Origin of the sequence: Cellulosimicrobium sp. ES-005 (assembly GCF_040448685.1) — a bacterium.
In the GTDB taxonomy this organism is placed as follows: Bacteria; Actinomycetota; Actinomycetes; order Actinomycetales; family Cellulomonadaceae; genus Cellulosimicrobium; species Cellulosimicrobium cellulans_G.
In genome coordinates this window covers 2262619-2281370 of record NZ_CP159290.1, presented here as the reverse complement: position 1 = coordinate 2281370, position 18752 = coordinate 2262619, and the positions used below count along the sequence as shown (strand labels likewise).

Here is an 18752-nt window from a genome sequence, read left to right as displayed (position 1 = left end):
GAAGATGACATCGCGAGAGCTGCTCGACTTCCGCGAGCGGAGCTGGGGCAGTTGGCTGTCGCGTGTGTCCCTGGTCGCGGAGGCGCACGGCACGATCCGGCAGAAGAATCGGCAGCAGGCGCTCGAGGTGCTGGGTCGGATCTATCGGCAGACGGCGCCACGCGACCACAGCCGGATCCTCCGGCGCTGGCCCGCCGTGCATGTCGTCACCACCACGGGGGTCGCCACCGACCACTTCGCCTCGAACACCTTCTGGCCGTACCTCAGGGACTCGGTCGGCGTCGGCGCGGGGGACCAGGGTTTCCAGCCGACCTGGGGAACCGCCTTCCTGGAGAACCTGCGTGCGCTCGGCCTGCCGACGTTCGAGGACAGCGACGACGCCGGGACGCGCTACGTCGGACGGATCCTCATGCACTCCGGCATGCCGACGTCCTGCCTCGACGACTACTTCGAGCTGGTGAGCCGCCGCCGCGCGGGGATCGCCGGGCTCAGCCCGGAGGCCTTCGTCGCGTGGGCCAGCGCCCAGGCTGCGCGGGGCGCCCTCTACGCCGTCGACAAGCCGGCCGCCCGCTTCCTCCAGTACGGCGGCGAGTTCGCGGTCGACGTCACGGGACGCGTCTTCGATCTTCTCGACGTCGTGTCGGGGGGCGGAGACGGCGCCGACGTCGCGCTGCCAGGGCGGTTTGCGGCGGTCGCCCAGGAGCTGCATCGCAGGGGGCGGGTAGCCCGTGCGGCCCGCGGCTCGTCGTCGACGACCAACGCGGCGGAGCAGCCGCGCGTCGTGCTGGACCCGTTCGGGTTCGGCCTCGTGCTGCGGCTGCCCTCGGTGACCTCCGTGACCGACCGCGCGACGAACTGGGTCGTCGACGCCGACGACACCCGGCAGCGGGTCCAGGCCAGGGCGATGCTCGCGGGACTCGACGAGGCGCCGCCGACCGACGTCCCGGTGCACCGACCGGTGCGCATGCTCTCGGCCGCGCTGGCGGATCGCGAGGACCTGACCACGACACTCAGCGTCGTCGACGAGGCGGACCCGCTGCTTGCGTTCGACGAGAACGGCGAGTTGCGCTCCGCCGCCGTGCCGCTTCCCGGGCGTCCGGTCTGGTTCCTCTTCCCGGGCGCGCCGGACGACCTTGAGGTCACGGGCACCCGGCACGTGCTGACCGAGAGCCCGCTGCCGCCGGGATGGGCGGGCTGGTGCCTGCTTCTCCTCGACCTCGAGAACGCCCGGTCGGTATCACTGGCGAGCACGGAGTCGCGGCGCACGGTCCGCGGCTACGCGTCGGCCAGGGTGCGGCTCGACGACCCCGTGCCCGGTGTGCGCACCACCTTGGGGCGGCCGGTCTACGCCGAGCTGCCATCGGTCGTGATCCCGGACGAGCTGCGCGGCGCCGACTGGGAAGTCACCCTGCTCGGTGCGGACGGGGAGACGCCTGAGCGCTGGACCAGTGGCGACAGCGGCGAGCCGGACGAGGTCTGGGACCAGGTCGAGAGGCCGGTCGTCGGCTCGTACACGCTGCAGGTCCGCGGTCCCTGGGGCCGCGGGACCACTCGGTCGTTCGACGTCGTCGAGGGGCTGCACGCGGCAGCTACGCCGTCCTGGCGGCGCTTCGCCGAGGGCGGTCTGCAGCCCGCGCGGGCCATGCTGCGGGCGACCGACGGGGTGGTCCTCTCCCGAGACGACCTGGAGCTCACGGCGAGCGACCGCGAGACGACGATGCGCGCCGGCGCGCACGGCCGGTGGTTGTCGCTCGTCGTCGGCCCGCCGCACATGACCGTGGCCTACCTGGCGTCGGGGTGGAGCATGCCGCCGTCGATCCGTCCGCTCCAGCTGGCGCAGGAGGACCTCGTCGACGAACCCGGTGCCCTCGTCCTGGACGTGGGACAGGCGGTGGATCCCCGGCTTCACTACCTGGGCTCCGGCGGGCTGCGGCAGGTCGTCGAGCCGAGGGTAGGGCGCAACGGCGTCTACCAGTTCAACCTCGCGCGTCTCACGGACACCCTGCGGGCCTTTCCGCAGGGCGTCCTCGCCCTCGACCCGGACGGCGTGCTCGTCGTCGGCCAGGTTCGGCCCCGACGCCTGTTCTCCCGCGTGCTGCCGGTAGATGACGGGTTGGAGCTCACCGACTGCGTCGACGTCGAGGGCCTGACCGCGTTCGTCTATGCGACGACCGCCCCGTGGTTGGCCCCGGTGTCGGTGCCTGTGGTCGCCGGGCGAGCCGAGCTGCCGCACCACCTCCGACAGGCCGGACCCCTCGTCGCCCTCGTGCGCATCGAGGACCCGTGGGTCCCCCTCGACGTTCCCGAATGGCCCAGCGCGGGGGACGGCGTCCTGGTCGGGTGCGAGGGCCACGTGGTGTCCGAGGACGCGGAGCTGACGGCCCTGTCCGCCTTCCTCGCCGACGACGGTCCCGCACCCGCGGTCGTGACGGACCTCTCGGCGGTCTGGACGGCCCGAGGCCTCGCGGGGGAGCTCGGCATCGGGTCCCGGGCCGCGGAGGTGACCGCCGCGCTGGACCGGATCCTCCGGGCCCGGCCGCGAGAGGCGCTCCTGTCCGTGACGGAGTCGCGTGCGCCCGGCGAGCTCGTGCCGTCGTTCATCATCCGGTCCGGGCTGGCGTGGGCGAACCTGGTCGCTGCACACGACGACGAGCCGCCGATCTGGACCGTGCGCAATGTCGTGCCGGCCACCTTGCTCTCGGCGGCCGACGGCGAGTGGACGCCGGAGGAGGTCGAGGCGGCCGTGGCTGTCTGCGGCGCCGAAGTGATCTCCCTCCTCGGGGGCGAGGACCCGGCGCCGAGCGCGGGGCTGCTCGACGCCGGGGCCCGGCTGTTCGACGAGTCGCCCGAGAAGCGCGACGCCATGCTCCGGCAGATGGGCCTGGTTCCCAAGGGCCTGCTGAGCAATGACGCACGGGTCATGGCGGTCATCGAGTACGTGAAGGACCGCCGTGCGGGCCGGCTCGGGACGATCGTCAAGAACGCACACCAGCTGTTCGTCGAGGGCCAGCGATTCCTGGAGTACGTCAGGTCGCCCGTCGCCACCGTGAGCGTGCGGGCCAGGACCCCGCGGGACACAGACGGCGGCTGGCGCGTCGTGCCCGCGATCTCGCTGACATACGCCTTCGCGGCCCGGCTCGCGGCGCGCGGCCACACCGGCGCGGCGACGTGGCTGAAAGGCAGCCACAAGGCGACGTGGGCCACGCTCGCCGAGGTCGCGCCCGAGCTGGTGACCGTAGACCTGGTCCTTGCCGAGCTGCTCGTCTCTAGCACCACCACGAACCGAACGGAGGCCCGATGAGCGCGAGCATCGACGCGATCCGCACCTCGCAGGAGATCACCTCGACATACCGCCGCTACCTCCAGACGCTGCTCGCCGTGCGCGACTCGGAGATCAGCGACGCGCTCGCCGAGACAATCGACCGCACGCCGATGCTGGACAAAGGGCCGTACCTGGAGGCCACGCCGCCGTACGCGCCAGGGTCCAGCCTCCGTGCGCTCCTCGACGAGGGTGTGCTCGCCCCTGGCTTCGCAGAGCTCGCGAGCGACGCGCTCCCGCTGGACCGCCCGCTCTACGTCCACCAGGAGCGGTCGATCCGCAAGGTCGCGGCGGGGCGCAACGTCGTCGTCGCGACGGGCACCGGCTCGGGCAAGACGGAGTCGTTCCTCCTGCCGATCCTCGACGCTCTGGTTCGGGAGCACGAGGCCGGCACGCTGGGTCCCGGCGTTCGGGCGCTGCTGCTGTATCCCATGAACGCGCTGGCCAACGACCAGATGAAACGCCTCCGCCAGCTCCTGGCCGCGTACCCGCACATCACGTTCGGCCGCTACACCGGGGACACGGAGACCGACCCGTTGAAGGCGCGTGAGGCGTTCGGAAACCTCAACATCGGCGAGCCGATCCTGCGCAACGAGCTGCTCAGCCGCCAGGAGATGCGCGAGACGCCGCCGCACCTGCTGCTGACCAACTACGCGATGCTGGAGTACCTGCTCCTGCGGCCGCTCGACATGGACCTGTTTGGCAGCGGAGCGGACAACCCGTGGCGCTTCATCGTGGTCGACGAAGCACACGTCTACGACGGCAGCCAGGGTGCCGAGGTCGCGATGCTGCTGCGTCGGGTGCGCGACCGTGTGGCCCCCGACCGGCGCATCCAGTGCATCGCCACGTCCGCCACCGTGGGCGCTGACACGGACCCGACCGCGGTGACAAGGTTCGCCGAGAACCTGTTCGGCGAGCGGTTCGAATGGGTCGCCGACGATCCTACGCGGCAGGACCTCATCGGCGCGGAGCGGGTCGCGATGCCCGACGGGCCGTTCTGGGGTCCGCTGTCCGCGAGCGACTACGTAAAGCTCGCCGAGGACTGGGACCGCGAGACCGCCGTACTCGACACCGCGCGCGCCGCTGGCTGGACGAAGGACGGCTGTGCCGCCGACGCGATCCTGCACGAAAAGACCCTCGCGACCCTCCGGTCTCGGCTCGCGCACGGCCCCGAGACTTTCGGCCGCGTGCAGCGGGCCTTGTTCGGCGACGAGCCCGACGGGGAACGCGGACTCTCCGCGCTTGTTGCGCTGGCGAGCGGGCTCAGCCGGCCGGACGGGACGACGGCGCTCTCAGCGCGGTATCACCTGTTCCTCCGCGCGACCGAGGGTGCGTTCACGTGCCTCTCGCCGTCGGGACCGCATGTCCAGCTCGCGCGGCACACCGAGTGCGCCGAGTGCGACGCACCCGTCTTCGAGATCGGGTCCTGCAAACGCTGCGGTTCCGTCCACGTGATCGGTGCCGTCGAGGCGCACGAAGGCCTCCTGCGCCTGCGACCCCGCAAGGCGATGACCCGCGGCACGTGGTACGTGCTCGGCGACCAGGCCCCGGTCGACGACGAGGACGAGGATGCTGCCGTCGACCTCACCGCGCCGGACGACGAGCCGGGCGGACCGCCGTCGGGCAGCGACGCCCCCGTGACGGCCGCCGGGGAGGAGGAGCGGCTGTGCACCGCGTGCGGCGCGATCAACCCGAAGGAGTCGCGGACGTGCGCGGGGTGCGGTGCGGGCACGCTCCGCACGGTGCGCAGGCTCAAGCAGCGCGGCGACGAGATCTCCGGGTGCCTCGTCTGCGGCGCTCGCGGTCCGGGTACGGTGCGCGTGTTTGAGACGGGGTCCGACGCGAGCGGCGCGGTGATCGCGACGTCGCTGTACCAGAACCTTCCTCCCGCGAACGACCAGGCGCTCGGTGGGCTCCTGCCCGGTGAAGGTCGCAAGCTGCTGGCGTTCAGTGACTCGCGCCAGGCCGCCGCCTACTTCGCTCCGTACCTCCAGGACTCCTACGCGAAGCTCCAGCGACGGCGCCTGATCACGCAGGGGCTGGTCAAGGCCCGTGCGGACGAGGATCCGGTCTCTGTGGAGGATCTCGTCTTCAGCACCCGGTCCGCCGCGAAGAAGGCGCAGCACTTCAGGAGCGGTATGACGGCACAGAGCGAGGCGCGCGAGGTCGCGCCCTGGGTGATGGCCGAGGCCGTCGCGACGGACGACCGGCAGTCCTTGGAGGGCCTCGGCCTCGTCAGGATCGTGCTGGAGCGCCCGACAGCGCCGGCGCCGAGGCCACTGATGGCGTTGGGGCTGAGCGACGCGGAGGCATGGGACCTTCTGCAGGAGCTCGTCCGCACGCTCCGTCAGCAGGGTGCCGTGGAGATGCCGGAGTCGGTCCCGTCGAACGACGAGATCTTCGCACCGCGGCTCGGGCCGATCAGGGTCCGCCTGCAGGGCTCGGAGGCCCTGCGCAAGGTGCTCTCGTGGCTTCCGACCAAGGGGACCAACCGGCGCGTCGACTACCTGACCAAGGTGCTCGCCGCGCTGGGCTCCGACGCGGACCCGAAACAGGTCCTCGACGGGATGTGGCGCATGCTCACGGCGCCGACATCGCCGGTGCCGTGGCTTCGCGCGAAGGCCGAGCCCGCGTTGGGAGTGGTTCACCAGCTCGATCACGAGCAGCTCCGATTTTCGCTGGTGACCGCGCAGAGCCCGGTCTTCCAGTGCATGGTCTGCCGGAGGATGGCGCCGGTGTCCGTGCGCGACGTCTGCCCTGCCATGGGCTGCGAGGGGAGGCTCGAGCCCTTCGCGCCCCCGCTGGTCGGCGAGGACCGCGACCACTACCGCACCGTGTATCGCACCATGAACGCGGTCTCTCTGGCGGCCATCGAGCACACCGCGCAGTGGGCGAACACGCGGGCCGCCGAGATTCAGCACCAGTTCGTCCGAGGCCAGGTCAACGCGCTGTCGTGCTCCACGACGTTCGAGCTCGGCGTCGACGTCGGCGAGCTTCAGGCCGTGATGATGCGGAACATGCCCCCGATGACCGCGAACTACCTCCAGCGGGCCGGTCGTGCGGGGCGGCGGTCGGGGGCGGCGGCGCTCGTCGTCACCTTCGCCCAGCGCCGGTCCCACGACCTGTCCAGGTTCGCCGAACCTGAGGTGATGATCAGCGGCCAGGTCCGCGCGCCGTACATCCCGTTGGTCAACGAGCGCATCGACCGGCGGCACGCGCAGTCCATGGCGATGGCCGCGTTCTTCCGCTGGCTCTACGAGAGCACGGGACGGATCTGCCGCACGGCCGGCGAGTTCTTCCTCTCCGACGGAGAGGGGAACGACCCGCCGGTGACGCTCGTCGCGGGATTCCTCACGCCCGTGCCTCCGGGCGTGGCCGAGTCCGTCGCCCGGGTAATCCCGGCGGAGATCGCGGCGGAGGTCGGGCTGCGCGACGGGAGCTGGTCCGGTCGCCTCGTCGAGCTGCTGGAGCGCGTGCGGCTCCAGCTCGCCGGCGAGATCGCGCAGCTGGAGGAACTGAGCGAGGGCGCGTCCGAGCAGAAGAGGTACTTCCTCGCTGAGCGGTACCAGAAGGTCGGCAACACCCTGCGGCGCCGTGACCTGCTCGGCTACCTCGCGAACCACAACGTCCTGCCCAAGTACGGCTTCCCGGTGGACTCCGTGGAGCTGCGCACCGACTTCGGCTACGGCAAGGACAGCGGCGCCGACCTCGATCTGACCCGCGACCTCTCGGCGGCGATCCACGAGTACGCACCCGACGCGGAGCTGGTCGCCGGCGGGAAGCTGTGGGTATCGAGGGGCATCTACAAGCTCCCGGGGAGGGATCTCCAGGAGTTCACGTACCAGGTGTGCGGACGCTGTGGAGCGTTCTGGCAGGACGTCGAGGCGGTCGACGGCGTCTGTCCCGTGTGCAAGCACCCGAGCGACACGAGCTCGCGGACGTACACCGTCCCCGAGTTCGGGTTCGTCGCAGGGTCCGAACCGAAGCGTCCTGGTGCCCGCCCACCGCGGCGGTCCTGGTCCGGCGCTGTCCACGTCCTTGAGACGTCGCCGGAGGCTCACGCCCGCGACGTCCTGCTGCCCGGCGGGAGGATCGAGTCGGAGGCGGGGCCGCGAGGGCGGCTCGTGTCCGTCGCGGACGGCCCGGGAAGGCTCGGGTTCTGGATCTGCGAGTGGTGCGGGTTCGGGACGGCGCGCGTCAACCACATGGCCAAGCCGCCCGCCAAGCACAAGGACCCCAAGCGCAACATCGACTGCACTGGCCCGATGATGCTCCGCGACCTGGCGCACCAGTACGAGACCGACCTCGTCTCCCTGCGCTTCTCGGTCGTCGGCGGCGGACGGTCGCAGGGCGCCTGGAAGTCGGTTCTCTACGCGATCGTCGAGGCGGCCTGTCACACGCTGGAGATCGCCAGAGACGACATCGGCGGGTCGCTCGTCCCCGAGGGCCTCGACGACTGGTCGATCTCCCTGTTCGACCGGGTCCCCGGCGGCGCTGGTCATGTGCTCAACGTCGAGGAGAACCTGGAGCGCGTGCTCCACGCCGCACTACGCCGTGTCAGCTCGTGCGAGTGCGGCCCGGAGACCTCCTGCTACGGCTGCCTGCGGTCGTTCAGCAACCAGCGGGACCACGACGAGCTGTCCCGTGGCGACGCCGCGGAGATCCTGCGCAGCCTGCTCGGCCTCGGGGGCACGGCGGACGGTCACGGTGGCGACGGCGGCGACAAGGTCCCGGCGGGGTGGGAACAGGCCTTCGCGCTGGCGACGCCGGCCGAGCGCGCGGTGCTCGACGTCCTTGCCGCCCGGGGCGTCCCCGTCCCAGACATCGGCGTCGAGTCCACCACCGGCGTGCCCATCGCGATCTCCTGGTCCGACGACAGGATCGCCCTAGAGACTGCGGACATGGACGACCTCTCCCGGAGCGACCTGCGGTCAGAGGGCTGGGACGTCCTGCCCTTGGGCAGCGACCTCTGGGATCGGCTCGCGCGGTGACCGCCGACGGGACCTCGGTCGACGGCGTCTCGTCCGTGGAGCGCGCACTGCATGCGAAGTGGGCGTTCGACGCGGACCCTGCCGAGTGGCGCCTCGCCGCCGAGGCCCTGCGGATCCGGTACGCCGCGCTCTACGACCCGATGCTGGCCGTCTCGACGTCGGACCTCGATCCCTTGCCGCACCAGCTCTGGGCGGTCTACGGGGAGCTGCTGCCGCGGACGCCGTTGCGGTTCCTGCTGGCGGACGACCCGGGCGCGGGCAAGACGATCATGGCGGGCCTCTACCTCAAGGAGCTCATCCTCCGCGGAGACCTGGAGCGGTGCCTGATCGTGGCGCCGGGGTCGTTGGTCGAGCAGTGGCGGGACGAGCTGTCCGAGAAGTTCGGCCTGTCGTTCGACGTGCTGACGAGGGCCGACATCGACGGCGTCCGCGAACCGCGTCAGGTATTCGCCCAGCATCCCCGGCTGATCGCGCGCATGGACCAGCTCGCGCGGCACCAAGGCCTCCTGGAGGCGCTGGCGACGACCGACTGGGACCTCGTCGTCGTCGACGAGGCGCACCGCATGTCGGCGCACTGGGCGGGTGAGGAGCTCAAGCGCACCAAGCGATACCAGCTCGGGCTGCTGCTCGGCCGCGTGGCCCGGCATCTGCTGCTCATGACCGCGACACCCCACTCGGGACACGCCGACGACTTCCAGCTCTTCCTCGCGCTGCTCGATGCCGACCGGTTCGAGGGCAGGCCTCGCGGGGGAGCGGCATCGCGTCCGACCGACCTGATGCGGCGCATGGTCAAGGAGCAGCTCCTCACGATGGAGGGCAAGCCACTCTTCCCGGAGCGCCGTGCGTACACCGTGCCGTACGAGCTGTCGACCGGGGAGGCCGAGCTGTACGAGCAGGTCACCGAGTACGTGCGCTCCGAGATGGGGCGAGCCGAGCGCCTGGCGGCCGACGGGAGGCGGCGCAACGCCGTCGGTTTCGCGCTGACGGTGCTGCAGCGCCGCCTCGCATCCAGCCCGGAGGCGATCCTGCGGAGCCTCGAACGACGCCGTGACCGGCTGGAGGCACGCGCCGGCGAGCTTGCCTCTGGGAGCGTCGCGGCCGACGTCGGGCAGCGCGACGTGCGGCTCGACGGCTGGGACGGCGAGGACCTCGACGAACGCCTGGACGACCTCGACGCCGGCGAGGTCGAGGACCTCGAGGACGCGGTGCTCGACGCCGCGACTGCGGCGCGGACGGTGGCCGAGCTGCGGACGGAGATCTCGACCCTCGACCACCTGACCGCGCTGGCACGCCGCGTGCGGCTGGCGGGGACAGACCGGAAGTGGACCGAGCTGCGGTCGATCCTGGTCGACCGCGGCGTAGCGACGGGAGCGGACGGCACGCCGCGCAAGCTCATCGTCTTCACCGAGCACAAGGACACGCTGACCTACCTGGTCGGGCAGATCGGCACGCTGCTCGGCGACCCGGGTGCCGTGGTCGCGATCCACGGAGGGCTGTCCCGGGAGGGGCGCCGGGTCGCCACGGAACGCTTCACGCAGGACCGGGAGGTCCGGGTCCTCGTCGCCACCGACGCGGCCGGCGAGGGCCTCAACCTCCAGCGGGCGCACCTCATGGTCAACTACGACCTGCCGTGGAACCCGAACCGGATCGAGCAGCGGTTCGGGCGCATCCACCGCATCGGGCAGACCGAGACCTGCCACCTCTGGAACCTCGTCGCTGCGGGAACGCGGGAGGGGCAGGTGTTCACCCGGCTCCTGGCGAAGGTGGAGCAGCAACGCCAGGACTACGGCGGACAGGTCTTCGACGTGCTCGGCGAGGCGTTCGAGGACCAACCGCTGCGCGGGCTGCTGCTGCGTGCCGTCAGGTACGGCGACCGGCCCGAGGTCCGGGCCCGGCTCGACGAGGTCATCGACGCGACGGTCGGCGAGGGCATCGACCGGCTACTCGCCGAGCGAGCGCTGAGCTCGGACACGCTCGCCGTCGCGGACTCCGAGGAGATCGCCCGGCAGCTCGAGGCGGCGCAGGCGCGCCGGCTGCAGCCATACTTCGTGCGGGCCTTCTTCCACGCGGCCTTCTCCCGCCTCGGGGGGCGGATCGTCCCGAGGGAGTCCGGGAGCTACGAGATTACGCGGGTCCCGCTGTGCGTCCGCGACCGATCCCGGGGGAGCGGCTTGCGCCCGATCCTCGAACGCTACGAGCGGGTGTGCTTCGAACGGTCCCAGATCAAAAGGCCGGGACGACCGGTCGCCGAGCTCCTCGTTCCTGGCCACCCGCTGCTCGACGCCGTCGTCGACCTCACGATCGATGAGCTCGGCCCGCTCCTGGAGCGTGGCACCGTGCTGTACGACCAGCAGTCCGAGGCAGTCGAGCCCTGGCTGCTTGTCGCGACCGCCGATGCGATCGACGACGGGCACGGGCGGACCGTGTCCTGCCGCTTCGCCTACGCCGAGGTGACGGTCTCGGGTGCCGCGCATGATGGCGGCCCGGCGCCGTACCTGGACTATGAGCCCCTCCCGGACGGCCTGGCCGGGGCGGTCGAGCGCGCCGTCGGGCGGTGGCTCGCCGACGGCGCCGAGGAGCTCGCCAAGGACTGGGCGACGGAGCACGCGCTGCCCGCACACTCCGACGAGGCTGGACGCGCCGTCGCAGCGAGGGTGGGCAGGACCCGGGCAGCGGTCCGTGCCCGGCTGATCTCCGCGGTGAACTACTGGGACGCCGAGCACGCGCGGCTCACCGACCTCGTCGCGGCCGGCAAGCGTGTGCGGACGCGTCCCGAGACCGCCTCTCGGCGCGCCCGAGACCTGGAGGAGCGGCTGCGTCGGCGCATGGTCGAGCTCGACCTCGATGAACGCCTGACGGCGCGGCCACCGCGGGTCCTCGGCGCGGCGCTGGTCGTCCCGGCGGGAATGGTTCCGCACTCCGTGCCGCCGACGACGGTGACGGCCGATTTGGTGGTCGAGGCTCCCGTGCACGCGAAGGACACTGCCCGGGTGGACCGCCGCGCCGTCGACGCGGTGCTTGCCGCGGAGCGTGCGCTCGGGGCCGACCCGGAGGAGATGCCTCACAACAACCCCGGCTTCGACGTGCGCTCGGTCCGGGCTGACGGCTCGGTCGTGCAGATCGAGGTCAAGGGCAGGATCGCTGGGGCGGTCGACTTCACCGTCACCAAGAACGAGGTGGTACACGCCAAGAACCTCGGTGACTCCCATCGCCTGGCCCTCGTCGAGGTGTCTGAAGGCCCGGCGACGGAGGACCGCGTGCGCTACGTCCTGCACGCTTTCGACGACACCGACACGGACGACTTCACGACGACGAAGTACGTCAAGGACTGGAGGAAGGTCTGGGTGCGCGGCGCAGGTCCGCGCTGAGAGTTGTCTCTCGTCAGTCTTACCGCCCCGCCACTCATCGGATCCGTCCAGGATGAGCGTGGGTCGCGCCGTTCAGATCGTCACGGCCGATTCAATCGGAGACTCGGGCCCGCTGAGCCCACCGTGGTGGCATCGTCCGTGCGATCGCTGTTTACGATCAGGTTTCGATCCTTCCGGTGCGTTGACGAGGAGTGTCCTGAGTGTTGGGATATGTGCGCCCACACCACTTTTCGGAGGATGACGTGACACAGCAGGACCAGACCGGCGCGGGCGGTTCCCCGCGGCAGGTGCGTTACCGCGGCCGGCACCTCCCGATGGTCGCGGTGGTCATCGCGGCGACCATCGCCACGGCGCTGGCGTACAGCGGCATGGTCCTGTTCGGTCTCGAGGTGGCGCACATGTCGCCGCTCGAGGCGTACGGGCTCGCGGGCTTCCTCGAGATCAGCCTCGTCGCGGTGGCGCTCATGGCGCGCAACGCGGCGCTGGAGGGCCGCCCGTACGGCGTGCTCCTCGCGCTGACGTGGGTGCTCTCGGGCACGTCGGGTCTGTTCGCCGCGCTGCACGAGGTGGCGGTCCCGACGGCGAGCACCCCGTACATGGTGGTGTTCCGGTTCGTGCCGCCGCTGGTGGCGGCGCTCATGTGGCACCTCGCCCTCGTGGGGGAGCGGCACATGGTGACGGGCCACACGCTCGAGGAGCGGCGTCGTGAGCTGCGCGTGCACGGGTACGTCTCCGCGCTGGAGCAGTGGCGCGACGCGCGCGCCGACAGCGCTGGCTCGCCCGCGGACCTGCGCAAGGTCCGGGCCGCGCACGAGCGGCAGCGCGCCGCGCGCGACGCGGCGCTCAAGCTGCTCACGGTCGAGGACTTCGAGCGCCGCATGCAGGTCTGGGTCGACCGCCTGGAGGCCGCGGAGCGCCACGGCAACCGTCTCGACCTGATCGGGGCGAGCTCCGTGAAGCGCGGCACCGCGCGCGGGTCGGCCGAGGCGCCTGCGGCGTCGGAGGTTCCCGCGGTGGTGGTCGCCCGGACGGTGGCACCCGCGGAGGGGCTCGTCGAGGCGCACCGCCAGGAGACCCTTGCGCTGGAGCCCGCGCGCGACGCCGAGCTCCTCGCGGCGGAGGAGGCATCGCCGGCCGCCGAGCCGGTCCCGGACGAGGCCTCCGCCGCGTCGGACCAGGAGAGCCCGGAGGCCTTCGCGCCGGTCGAGGCACCCGCCGTCGCGCAGGACGACGAGCCGGTGGACGAGGCGGACGACGAGAAGCCCTACGTGCCGCAGACGGCGTTCGAGGCGCTCCCCGATCTCGAGGCGCGGGTCAAGGAGCTGTTCGGGCGCGCCCAGCCGCTCCCCTGGGACCAGCCCGTCCCGGAGGAGGACACCTCGGCGCCGGTCGTGGAGCCCCCGGCCGTGACGGGTCACACCCGGCGCGTCGAAGTCTTCGACCTCGTCGGCGGATCGACCGGCGCGTCGGCCCCGGCGACGGAGGCCGACGACACCCCCGTCGGCGAGGAGGACCCGACCGCGGAGCGCGACCGCCGCATCGTCGAGCTCGCCCGCCAGGGCATGAAGCAGGGCGAGATCGCCCAGAAGGTCTCGGCGTCGCGGTCGACCGTGAGCCGTGTCGTGCGCCGCTTCGAGGACCAGCGGCCCGTGGCCGACGACGACCGCGAGCTCGCGAACGCCTGACGCACGTCGTCGCGCCCGCCCGTCCGGCCACCTGGCCGACGCCGGACGCGCCCACCGACCGACGCCGCGCCCCCGTCCCGGGGGCGCGGCGTCGTGCCGTCCCGACCGCACCGGGGCAGGACGCGATGGCCTTCGATGGGGGTAGTGAGGACCTTGGTCCCAGACGGCTGATGTGGTCGGACCACCTCCCCTAGGGTCGGGAGCAGGGTTCCGGTCGCACACCGACCGGGACCTCGACGCAGCCCCCGCCTCTCGAAAGTGCTCCCCGTGGCCCCCCTCTCTCACGCCCCGTCGGACGCGGACGCGCCCGCCGCAGGCGGTCCCCTGGACGGCGACCGGATCGTCGTGGTCGGCGCCGGCATGACGGCCCACCGCCTGGTCGCGGGCCTGCGCTCGCGCGACCCCGAGGGCGGCTGGTCGCTCACGGTGATCGGCGACGAGCCGCACGAGCCGTACGACCGCGTGCACCTGTCGGAGTGGTTCGACACGCGCGACGCCCAGGCGCTCACGCTCGACGGCGCCGTGTGGGACGACCCGCGCGTCACGCTCGTCACGGGCGACGCGGTCGCGTCGCTCGACCGCACGGCGGGCGTCGTGACGACGCGTTCGGGCCGCCAGGTCCACTACGACCGCGCCGTGCTCGCGACGGGATCGTGGGCGTGGACGCCGCGCGCGGAGGGCACGGACCTGCCGGGCCTGTTCACCTACCGCACGCTGGACGACGTCGAGCGGCTGGCCGAGTGGGTGCGCCTCCGCGAGCGGACGCTGGGCCGGGCGGTGCGCGGCGTCGTCGTCGGCGGTGGCGTGCTGGGTCTCGAGGCCGCGGCGGCGCTCCAGCGCCTGGGTGCCGAGGCCACGGTCGTGGAGTTCGCCGACCGCCTCATGAGCGTCCAGCTCGACCAGGGCGGCGGCGAGATGCTGCGCCTGCTGATCGAGGACCTCGGTGTCACGGTGCGCACGGGCGCGGGCGCCCACCGGTTCCTGCCCGCGGGCGACGGGTCCGTAGGGTCCGTCGAGCTGACCGACGGGTCCGCCCTGCCGACGGACGTCGTCGTCTTCTCCGTGGGCATCCGCCCGCGCGACCGCGTGGCGCGTGAGGCCGGCCTGGCCATCGGCGAGCGCGGCGGCGTCGTCGTCGGCGAGGCGTGCCAGACCTCCGACCCGGGCGTGTGGGCGATCGGCGAGTGCGCGTCGGTCGACGGCGTGTGCGCGGGCCTGGTCGCGCCGGGGAACGACATGGCGGACGTCGTCGTCGACCGCTTCCTGGGCGGCGAGCGCGTGCACCGCCGCGCCGACGACGGCACCAAGCTCAAGGGCGTGGGCGTCGAGGCCGCGTCGTTCGGCGACGTGAACGCGGTGAGCGCGGGCGCGCTGGAGGTGTCGTTCGTCGACCCGATCCACCGCCGCTACCGCAAGCTGGTGCTCTCGGACGACGCGACGACGCTGCTGGGCGGCGTGTTCGTCGGCGACATCGAGCTCTACCCCGCGCTGCGGCCCCTGCTCGGGCGCCCGCTCGGCGCCGACCCCGCCGCCGTCATCGCGCCCGACGGCGAGGGCCTGGCCGAGACCGAGCTGCCGGACGAGGCCGTCGTCTGCTCGTGCAACAACGTCGACGCCGGGACGGTCCGCTCGGCCGTGACCGAGCACGGGTGCCGGACGATCGGTCAGGTCAAGGAGTGCACGACGGCCGGCACGGTGTGCGGGTCGTGCGTGCCTGCGCTCACCAAGCTGCTGAACGCCGAGCTCTCCCGGGCGGGCGTCACGGTCTCGGACGCGCTGTGCGAGCACTTCGCGATGTCCCGCGCCACGCTGTACCGGCTCGTCCGCGAGGAGGGGCTGCGCACGTTCACCGAGGTCGTCGCGGCGCACGGGACGGGGCGCGGGTGCGCCGTCTGCCGCCCGACGGTCGCCTCGATCCTCTCGACGCTGCGTCGCGGGCACGTCCTGGAGGGCGAGCAGGCCGCGCTGCAGGACACCAATGACCACGTCATGGCGAACCTGCAGAAGAACGGTACGTACTCGGTGATCCCACGGATGCCCGGGGGAGAGGTGCGTGCCGACCAGCTCCTGGAGTTCGCGAAGGTCGCCGACGACTTCGGGCTCTACGTGCGCGTCACCGGCGGCCAGCGGCTGGCGATGTTCGGCGCGCGGCTCGACCAGCTCCCGGAGATCTGGCGGCGCCTGACGGCCGTCGGCTTCGAGTCCGGGCACGCCTACGGCAAGTCGCTGCGCACGGTGAAGACGTGCGTCGGGCGCACGTGGTGCCGGTTCGGCGTGCAGGACTCGTCGGCGATGGCGGTCCGGCTCGAGCTGCGCTACCGCGGGCTCCGCTCGCCGCACAAGATCAAGCTCGGCGTCTCCGGGTGCGCGCGCGAGTGCGCCGAGGCGCGGGGCAAGGACGTCGGCGTCATCGCGACCCACAAGGGCTGGAACCTCTACGTCGGCGGCAACGGCGGGGCCCAGCCGGCGCACGCCCAGCTCCTCGCCGAGGACCTCGACGACGAGACGCTGGTCCGCTACGTCGACCGGTTCCTCATGCTCTACGTCCAGGAGGCCGACCGCCTGCAGCGCACGGCGCCGTGGGTCGCGGAGCGCGCGGGCGGGCTGGAGGAGCTGCGGCGCGTCGTCGTCGAGGACTCGCTCGGGATCGCGGACCAGCTCGAGGCCGCGATGGCCGAGCACGTGCGCGACTACGAGGACGAGTGGGGCGCGACGCTCGCCGACCCGGCCAAGCTGCGCAAGTTCACGCCGTTCGTCAACGCGCCCGAGGCGATCGACGGCGACCTCGCGTTCGTCCCCGAGCGCGGCCAGGTCCGACCCGCAGCCGAGGGCGACGCCGACGCCTACCCCGACCCACGTGCCGCGCGCGACGTCGCGCTCGCCGCGGCCCGCGCCGAGCTGGAGGACGCCCGATGAGCACGTTCGTCGACATCTGCGCGCTCGACGACCTCGACCCCGAGCGCGGGGCCGGCGCGCTCCTGGGCGACACCCAGGTCGCGGTCTTCCGGCTCGCCGACGGCACCGTGCGCGCCGTCCAGCAGCGGGACCCGTACTCGGGCGCCAACGTCATGTCGCGCGGCCTCGTCGGCACGCACCGCGTGACCGGCGACGACGGCGCGGAGCGTGACGTCAACACGGTCACCACGCCCATGCTCAAGCAGGTGTGGGACGTCGACACCGGCGAGGTGCTCGACGCCGGGGGCAAGGACCGCAGGCCGCTGGCGGTCTTCGCGGCGCAGGTGCGCGACGGTCGCGTCCTGGTCGCCGACGCGCCCGGGGCGTCCGCGCCCTCGCCCTGACCGGCGGGCACGCGCGCGGAAGGTCGCCCCGCGAGCACGGCACGACACGCGCCCGGCGGTCCGGCCCAGGCCACGGGTGATCCCCTAGCCTGACGGCATCCCCGTCAGCAGGCGCGGACCACGCGCCGCGCGTCGCAAGGGAGCCGCGGGTGCGCGTCCTGCTCGTCATCGACCAGTTCGAGGATCCCACCAACGGGACCACGATCTCGGCCCGCCGCTTCGCGGTCGCCCTCCGCGAGCGCGGCCACGAGGTGCGCGTCGCGTGCTGCCGCGGCGCCGTCCGCCCGGGGGATGCCGCCCACGAGACCTCGGCGGACGACGTCGTGCACTACCGGCTCGAAGCGCTCGGCGTCCCGGGCTTCAACCGGGTGATCGCTGGCCAGGGGTGGGTGCTCGCTCAGCCCGACGACGACGTGCTGCGCGACGCCCTGGGATGGGCCGACGTCGCGCACGTCATGTCACCGTTCTGGCTCGGCTCCCGGGCCAAGCGGCTCGCCGACGCGCTCGGCGTCCCGTCCACCGCCGCGTTCCACGTGCAGCCGGAGAACGTCACCTACAGCCTCGGCCTGGGGCGGGTCGCCCCGCTGAACGACCTCGTGTACGCGGTGTTCCGCCCGTTCTACGACCGGTTCGGGCACGTCCACTGCCCCAGCCGGTTCATCGCCGGGGAGCTCCGCGACCACCGGTACAGGGCGACCCTGCACGTGGTGTCCAACGGCGTCGACCCCGGGTTCGTCCCGCGCACGGTGCCGAAGAGCGCCGACCTGGCGGGCCGGTTCGTCATCACCATGACCGGGCGGCTCTCGCGCGAGAAGCGGCAGGACGTGCTCCTCGACGCCGTCGGCCGTTCCCGGCACGCCGACCGCATCCAGCTCGTGCTCGCCGGGCGCGGTCCGCTCGCGGAGAGGTACGCCCAGCAGGGCGCGAGCCTGCCGCACCCGCCGCGGATCGGCTTCCTCGCCCAGGACTCGCTGCGGGACGTGCTGGCCATGAGCGACCTGTACGTGCACGCCGCCGACGCGGAGATCGAGGCGCTCGGCTGCCTCGAGGCCGTCGCCACCGGCCTCGTCCCGGTGATCTCCGACTCCCGTGCGTCGGCGACCGGGCAGTTCGCGCTCGACGAGCGCAGCCTCTTCCGTGCCGGGGACGCCGCAGACCTCGCGCGCGCGATCGACTACTGGATCGAGCACGACGAGGAGAGGACCCGCATGGGTGCGGCGTACGCGGCGGTCGGCCGGGAGCACGCGCTCGACGTGTGCGTCCCGCAGATCGAGGAGATGCTGCGCCAGGCCGTTCTCGAGGGAGGCGGCGCGGTCGACCCCGCGCCGGTCGACCGGGACGACGCCGCGGGCCGGGCGCCGGGGCGCTCGCATGAGCGCTGACCGCGGTCACGGGTCGGCGGCGCCGCGGCTCTGGAGCCGCTTCGACGCGGTCTTCTTCGACGTCGCGATGGCCGTCGTGCGGTGGTACGGGTACGTCGTCCACGGGCTCCGGGTCACGGGGCGCGAGCACCTCGCCGGCGAGCGCGGCGGGGTCGTCACGGTCGCCAACCACGTGCACTACCTGGACGGCCCGTGGGTCGCCGGACAGCACCGCGGCCGGCGCACCGCCGTCGTCTCGCAGCCCTCGAACTTCCACCTTCCCGTGGCGGGCGTCCTGGTCAGCCACCTGCTCGCCGTCCCGCTGCCCCGCGGGCCGGGAGAGCTCTCCGCGTTCGAGGCGCGACTGCGGCGGACCGTCGACGCCGGCCAGGGCGTCCACTTCTTCCCCGAGGGCGCGCTGGTCATGTACGACACGACGCTGCGGCCGTTCCGGCGCGGCGCGTTCGTGTACGCCTGCCGGCTGGGCGTGCCCGTCGTGCCGATGGTCTTCACCTACGGCCGCCGGCCGTGGTGGCGTCCCCGGCCGCCGATCCGCCTGACGATCCTCCCGGCCGAGCATCCCCGCGGCGCCGCTCCCGCCGACATCGCCGAGCTCCTCGCCCGCTGCCGGGCGGCAATGGAGTCGGTCGTCGCAGGGGCTCCCGACGACGTCGCCCGGCGGTGAGGACTCCCGGGCCTACAATCGCTCGTCCCAGCAACGGTGCCGGC

The 18752-nt window shown here is 72.7% G+C and carries 8 protein-coding genes; all 8 read left to right on the top strand.

The annotated features are described in order from the left end of the window. The first annotated feature begins 4 nt into the window (after positions 1 to 4). The gene (locus ABRQ22_RS10005) at positions 5 to 3301 is read left to right on the top strand and encodes a hypothetical protein (protein WP_353709403.1); all 3297 of its coding nucleotides are present in this window, start codon (positions 5 to 7) and stop codon (positions 3299 to 3301) included. Then, positions 3298 to 8310 (top strand): DEAD/DEAH box helicase, encoded by a 5013-nt coding sequence (locus ABRQ22_RS10000; protein WP_353709402.1) that lies wholly within the window; start codon positions 3298 to 3300, stop codon positions 8308 to 8310. Before ABRQ22_RS10005 ends, ABRQ22_RS10000 begins: the two co-directional genes overlap by 4 nt. Then, positions 8307 to 11678, top strand: coding sequence for a helicase-related protein (locus tag ABRQ22_RS09995; RefSeq protein WP_353709401.1), 3372 nt, complete (start codon positions 8307 to 8309; stop codon positions 11676 to 11678). Before ABRQ22_RS10000 ends, ABRQ22_RS09995 begins: the two co-directional genes overlap by 4 nt. 242 nt (positions 11679 to 11920) lie before the next feature. Continuing rightward, on the top strand, positions 11921 to 13363 hold the full coding sequence (locus ABRQ22_RS09990) for a helix-turn-helix domain-containing protein (protein ID WP_353709400.1): 1443 nt from the start codon (positions 11921 to 11923) through the stop codon (positions 13361 to 13363). Positions 13364 to 13723: 360 nt separating this feature from the next. Beyond that, complete coding sequence (nirB, locus tag ABRQ22_RS09985) at positions 13724 to 16279, top strand: nitrite reductase large subunit NirB (protein WP_353709535.1); 2556 nt, start codon at positions 13724 to 13726, stop codon at positions 16277 to 16279. Then, entirely contained in the window at positions 16276 to 16662 is a 387-nt protein-coding gene (locus ABRQ22_RS09980; RefSeq protein WP_353709399.1) for a nitrite reductase (NAD(P)H) small subunit, read from the top strand. The genes nirB and ABRQ22_RS09980 overlap by 4 nt, the downstream gene beginning before the upstream one ends. Positions 16663 to 16811: 149 nt before the next feature. Then, positions 16812 to 18044: a glycosyltransferase gene (locus ABRQ22_RS09975; RefSeq protein ID WP_353709398.1), complete on the top strand. Its 1233-nt coding sequence runs from the start codon at positions 16812 to 16814 to the stop codon at positions 18042 to 18044. Continuing rightward, the gene (locus ABRQ22_RS09970) at positions 18034 to 18708 is read left to right on the top strand and encodes a lysophospholipid acyltransferase family protein (protein WP_253049064.1); all 675 of its coding nucleotides are present in this window, start codon (positions 18034 to 18036) and stop codon (positions 18706 to 18708) included. The genes ABRQ22_RS09975 and ABRQ22_RS09970 overlap by 11 nt, the downstream gene beginning before the upstream one ends. Positions 18709 to 18752 lie beyond the last annotated feature (44 nt).

Bases quoted from the DNA above. Each gene is read 5' to 3' on its own strand.
- ABRQ22_RS09980 (WP_353709399.1), top strand. From the start codon at position 16,276: ATGAGCACGTTCGTCGACATCTGCGCGCTCGACGACCTCGACCCCGAG.
- nirB (WP_353709535.1), top strand. From the start codon at position 13,724: ATGACGGCCCACCGCCTGGTCGCGGGCCTGCGCTCGCGCGACCCCGAG.
- ABRQ22_RS09970 (WP_253049064.1), top strand. From the start codon at position 18,034: ATGAGCGCTGACCGCGGTCACGGGTCGGCGGCGCCGCGGCTCTGGAGC.
- ABRQ22_RS10000 (WP_353709402.1), top strand. From the start codon at position 3,298: ATGAGCGCGAGCATCGACGCGATCCGCACCTCGCAGGAGATCACCTCG.
- ABRQ22_RS10005 (WP_353709403.1), top strand. From the start codon at position 5: ATGACATCGCGAGAGCTGCTCGACTTCCGCGAGCGGAGCTGGGGCAGT.